At 60.8% G+C, this 5,479-nt stretch carries 3 protein-coding genes; all 3 read left to right on the top strand.

The features are described 5' to 3' along the window. Window positions 1–244 precede the first annotated feature (244 nt). The 3 genes from QMX91_RS28555 (at window position 245) to pstA (ending at window position 5,394) form a co-directional block, all read left to right on the top strand. Window positions 245–1,249: a phosphate ABC transporter substrate-binding protein PstS gene (locus QMX91_RS28555; RefSeq protein ID WP_086792482.1), complete on the top strand. Its 1,005-nt coding sequence runs from the start codon at window positions 245–247 to the stop codon at window positions 1,247–1,249. A gap of 425 nt (window positions 1,250–1,674) precedes the next feature. Next, on the top strand, window positions 1,675–3,708 hold the full coding sequence (locus tag QMX91_RS28560; RefSeq protein ID WP_282413739.1) for an ABC transporter permease subunit: 2,034 nt from the start codon (window positions 1,675–1,677) through the stop codon (window positions 3,706–3,708). A 15-nt stretch (window positions 3,709–3,723) separates the two neighbouring features. Continuing rightward, the gene (gene pstA / locus QMX91_RS28565) at window positions 3,724–5,394 is read left to right on the top strand and encodes a phosphate ABC transporter permease PstA (protein WP_282413738.1); all 1,671 of its coding nucleotides are present in this window, start codon (window positions 3,724–3,726) and stop codon (window positions 5,392–5,394) included. Window positions 5,395–5,479 lie beyond the last annotated feature (85 nt).

The following is a 5,479-nucleotide window of genomic DNA, read 5'->3' on the forward strand; positions in this document are numbered from 1 at the left end:
CTGGGGGTGCGGGCTGGCGCGCGAATGCGTTGTGGCGTCTGCATATGAATAGGCTGACACGGCCTCTTCGCGAGCAAGCCCGCTCCCACATTAGTTCTGTGTTGTTCTCTGAGATCTTCGAATCATCCTGCAAAACCCGGATGCTGGCCTTTCATCCAATTGTCATATTTCAGCCATAGAGTGTTCACACGGCCTGCTGATACTTGGCCCCGACTTAACACACCCTATCTGCTAGGAGTAAGGCATGAAACTGAAGCGTTTGATGGCGGCAATGACTTTTGTCGCTGCTGGCGTTGCGACTGCCCACGCGGTAGCCGCTGGCGTTGACCCGGCAATTCCGGCTTACACCAAGGTCACCGGTGTATCGGGCAACTTGTCCAGCGTTGGTTCCGACACTCTGGCCAACCTCATGACCCTGTGGGCTGAGAACTACAAGAAAGAATACCCGAACGTAAACATCCAGATTCAGGCCGCTGGCTCCGCCACCGCGCCACCTGCGCTGACTGAAGGCACTTCCAACCTGGGCCCGATGAGCCGCAAGATGAAGGACACCGAACTGGCGGCCTTCGAACAGAAATACGGCTACAAGCCAACCGCTATCCCGGTGGCCGTGGACGCCCTGGCGGTGTTCGTGCACAAGGACAACCCGATCCAGCACCTGACCATGGAGCAGGTTGACGCGATCTTCTCGTCCACCCGTCTGTGCGGCGCCAAAGCCGACGTGAAAACCTGGGGCGACCTGGGTGTGACCGGCGACCTGGCCAACAAGCCAGTGCAACTGTTCGGTCGTAACTCGGTATCCGGCACCTACGGCTACTTCAAAGAAGAAGCCTTGTGCAAAGGCGACTACAAACCTAACGTCAACGAACAACCAGGCTCGGCGTCGGTTGTGCAGTCGATCAGCTCCTCGCTGAACGGCATCGGTTACTCGGGCATCGGCTACAAGACTGCCAGCGTGAAGACCGTTGCTCTGTCGAAGAAAGGCAGCACTGACTTCATCGAAGACACCGAAGAAAACGCCCTGAACGGCAAGTACCCGCTGTCGCGCTTCCTCTACGTTTACGTGAACAAGGCCCCGAACAAGCCTCTGGCCCCGCTGGAAGCCGAGTTCGTGAAACTGGTTCTGTCCAAACAGGGCCAGGAAGTTGTGGTGAAAGACGGCTACATCCCACTGCCGGCCAAGGTTGCTGCAAAAGCACTGGCTGACCTGGGTCTGCAGGAAGGCGGCGCTGAAGTCGCAAAAAAGTAACAAACTGAGTCCGAGGTGAACCCCACCGGACTCAGGTAAAAGGCCGGCTCTGCCCGCAGACCGGCCTTTTACACACCTCAAATTTTCGATCCTCTGCCAGTCCCGCTGGCGGTGGATTTGCTGCGTCACTGCACTGTCATCTTTCTGTCATACAGGATCGCTAGGGTGAGCGCATGAATGATCTGGCCAATTCCCCAATGACTACGACTTCCCCTCCCAAGCGCATTGATTTCAATACGCCTGAGCTGCAACGCAAGCGCCGCATTCGCGCGCTCAAGGATCGCTTCACCCGCTGGTACGTCCTCGTTGGCGGTCTGGCGGTGCTGGCAGCCATCACCCTGATCTTCTTCTTCCTCGCCTACGTCGTTGCACCATTGTTCCAGGGTGCCAGCCTGACCGCGAAAGATGCCATTACCCCAGCCTGGATGCAGGACGCCGGCAAGCCGCTGATGATTTCGCTCGAAGAGCAGAATCAGGTGGCGATGCGCGTTTCCGACAAGGGCCAGGCGCTGTTCTTCGACATCGACAGTGGCGCTGAATTGAAGCGCGTCGATCTGCCGGTGCCTGCCGGCGCCAGCGTAACTTCCATTGGCGAAGACCAGCCAGGTCATCCGCTGGTGGCGGTGGGCCTGTCCAACGGCCAGGCGCTGGTGTTCCGTCACACCTATAAAGTCAGCTACCCCGATGGCAAGAAAACCATCACACCGGCCATTGAATACCCGTACGGCGAAGCGCCGATCGCGGTGAACGAGAGCGGCGGGGCACTGGAGCACGTCAGCCTCAACGCTACCGATTCGACGCTGATGCTGGTCGGCTCGACCGGTTCGCAGCTCAATGTTTTGTCGCTGACCAGCGAAGAAAACATGATGACTGGCGAAGTCACCAACGAGCAGAAGCGTATCGAGCTGCCGCAGATGACTGAGCCGGTGAAAAACATCTTCGTCGATCCGCGCCAGCAATGGCTGTACGTGGTCAACGGGCGTGCCCAGGCCGACGTGTTCAGCCTGCGCGACAAGAGCCTCAACGGTCGCTACAAACTGCTGGAAAACGCTGACGCCGAAGTCACCGCGAGCACGCAACTGGTGGGCGGCATCTCGCTGATCATTGGTGATTCCAAGGGTGGCCTGGCCCAGTGGTTCATGGCTCGCGATACCGATGGCGAGCTGCGCCTGAAGCAGATCCGTACCTTCCAGATGGGCTCCGCGCCAATCGTTGAAATCACCGCCGAAGAGCGTCGCAAGGGCTTCGTGGCCCTCGATGCCAGCGGCAAGCTCGGCGTGTTCCACAGCACCGCGCACCGCACCCTGCTGGTCGAGCCGGTTGCCGAAGGCCAGGGCCTGTTCGGCCTGTCGCCACGCGCCAACCGGGTGATCGTCGAGGCCGGCGGCAAGCTGCAACCGCTGCTGCTCGACAACCCGCACCCGGAAGTGTCGTGGAGCGCGTTGTGGAGCAAGGTCTGGTACGAAAACTACGACGAACCTAAATACGTCTGGCAATCGACCGCCGCCAACACCGATTTCGAACCGAAACTGAGCCTGTCGCCACTGACCTTCGGCACCCTGAAGGCGGCGTTCTACGCCATGCTGCTGGCTGCGCCGCTGGCGGTTGCCGCAGCGATCTACACCGCGTACTTCATGGCCCCGGGCATGCGCCGCAAGGTCAAACCGGTGATCGAGCTGATGGAAGCGATGCCGACGGTAATCCTCGGTTTCTTCGCCGGTCTGTTCCTCGCCCCGTATGTGGAAGGGCATCTGCCGGGCATCTTCAGCCTGCTGATGCTGTTGCCGATCGGCATTCTGGTCGCCGGCTTCACCTTCAGTCGTCTGCCTGAGTCGATCCGCCTGAAAGTCCCGGATGGCTGGGAAAGTGCGCTGTTGATTCCGGTGATCCTGTTTGTCGGTTGGCTGTCGCTGTACATGAGTCCGTACATGGAGAACTGGTTCTTCGGCGGTGACATGCGCATGTGGATCTCCCACGACCTGGGCATCACCTACGACCAGCGCAACGCTCTGGTGGTCGGTCTGGCGATGGGTTTTGCGGTGATCCCGAACATCTACTCGATTGCCGAAGATGCCGTGTTCAGTGTGCCGCGTGGCCTGACCCTCGGTTCCCTGGCGCTCGGTGCCACGCCGTGGCAGACCATGACCCGCGTGGTGATCCTCACCGCCAGCCCGGGGATCTTCTCCGCGCTGATGATCGGCATGGGCCGTGCGGTCGGCGAAACCATGATCGTGCTGATGGCCACGGGTAACACCCCGGTCATGGAAATGAACCTGTTCGAAGGCCTGCGCACCCTGGCCGCCAACGTCGCGGTGGAAATGCCCGAGTCGGAAGTCGGCGGCAGCCACTACCGCGTGCTGTTCCTCTCGGCGCTGGTGCTGCTGTTGTTCACCTTCGTCATGAACACCCTGGCAGAACTGATTCGTCAGCGTCTGCGCAAGAAATACTCGTCGCTTTAAGAAAGGTAGAAGTCTGTGAAACAGAACTCCCTGAATGGATGGTTCAAGAGCGGCGCCCCGGGCGTCTGGATCAGCGGTGGCGCGGTGTCCATCGCGGTCATCATGACCATTGGCCTGCTGGCGGTGATTGCCGTGCGCGGTCTGGGTCACTTCTGGCCGGCGGACCTGATCCACGCCAGCTACGACGTACCGGGCCAGGCCAATCATCTGGTCATCGGCGAAGTGGTACAGAAAGAAGAGGTGCCGCGTGCACGCCTGAAAAGCGCCGGCCTGCCGGTGCCTGATCAGGGCCCGGAATTCATGACCCGCGAGCTGATCAAGGTCGGCAACCGTGACCTGAACGGCAACGACTTCACCTGGGTGGTCGGCGAGTGGCTGACCAAGCAGACCACGCCGCCGGAACTGATGGCGATCGAGCGTCGCGAGTGGGGCAACTTCTACGGCTACCTGGTCAACGTCAAACAGGACGGCAAGGTGATCGCCGAAGGCGAAGCGGCCTGGCCTGAGCTGCAAGCGCGGATCAACCGTGTGAACGGCCTTGCTGCACAACTCAAATCGCTGGAAAAGACCGACATCGGTGCGATCAACGCAGGGCTCGAGCGCATCCGTCTGCACGGGCGCAAACTGGAACTCGACGGCAGGCTCGACGCCACCGCGCAAGCGGACATGGACGCCGAGCGTGCCGAGCTGAACGCGCGTTATCAGGACATCGAAGCGCGTCTGAGCGATCTGCATGCGCAGTTCAACCGCGACGCGCTGACTGCTCGCGATGCCAACGGCAAAGAGATCGAAATCAGCCTGGGCAAAGTGGTTCACGCCTATCAGCCGAATGCCATGGGCACGATGACCAAGATCGGGTTCTACTTCGGCAAGGTCTGGGAATTCCTTTCCGACGACCCGCGTGAAGCGAACACCGAAGGCGGGATCTTCCCGGCGATTTTCGGCACGGTGATGATGACTTTGATCATGGCGATGATCGTCACCCCGTTCGGCGTGCTGGCGGCGGTCTACCTGCGTGAATACGCCAGGCAGAACGCCCTGACCCGGATCATCCGCATCGCCGTGAACAACCTCGCCGGCGTTCCGGCGATCGTCTACGGCGTGTTCGGTCTGGGCTTCTTCGTCTACGTGCTGGGTGGTTCGGTCGACCGTCTGTTCTTCCCCGAAGCACTGCCGGCGCCGACGTTCGGTACTCCGGGTCTGCTCTGGGCCTCGCTGACCCTGGCGCTGCTGGCGGTGCCGGTGGTGATCGTGGCGACCGAGGAAGGTCTGGCGCGTATCCCGCGCACCGTCCGTGAAGGCTCGCTGGCGCTGGGCGCGACCAAGGCGGAAACGCTGTGGAAGATCGTCCTGCCTATGGCCAGCCCGGCGATGATGACCGGCATGATCCTCGCCGTGGCCCGCGCCGCCGGTGAAGTGGCGCCGTTGATGCTGGTGGGTGTGGTGAAACTGGCGCCGTCGCTGCCGGTGGACGGCAACTACCCGTACCTGCACCTGGACCAGAAGATCATGCACCTGGGCTTCCACATCTATGACGTCGGCTTCCAGAGCCCGAACGTCGAAGCGGCACGACCGCTGGTGTACGCCACGGCGCTGCTGTTGGTGCTGGTGATCGCCACGTTGAACCTGTCGGCGGTGTGGATTCGTAACCACCTGCGCGAAAAATACAAAGCGCTGGATAGCTGATTTCTTATGTAGGAGTGAGCCTGCTCGCGATGGCAACACCGCGGTTTCATAGATAAACCGCAGCGCCTGAATCGCGAGCAGGCTC

Origin of the sequence: Pseudomonas sp. PS01299 (genome assembly GCF_029960145.1) — a bacterium.
GTDB lineage: Bacteria > Pseudomonadota > Gammaproteobacteria > Pseudomonadales > Pseudomonadaceae > Aquipseudomonas > Aquipseudomonas putida_A.

Coding starts and splice junctions, on each gene's coding strand:
- QMX91_RS28555 (WP_086792482.1), top strand. CDS start 245: ATGAAACTGAAGCGTTTGATGGCGGCAATGACTTTTGTCGCTGCTGGC.
- QMX91_RS28560 (WP_282413739.1), top strand. CDS start 1,675: ATGCAGGACGCCGGCAAGCCGCTGATGATTTCGCTCGAAGAGCAGAAT.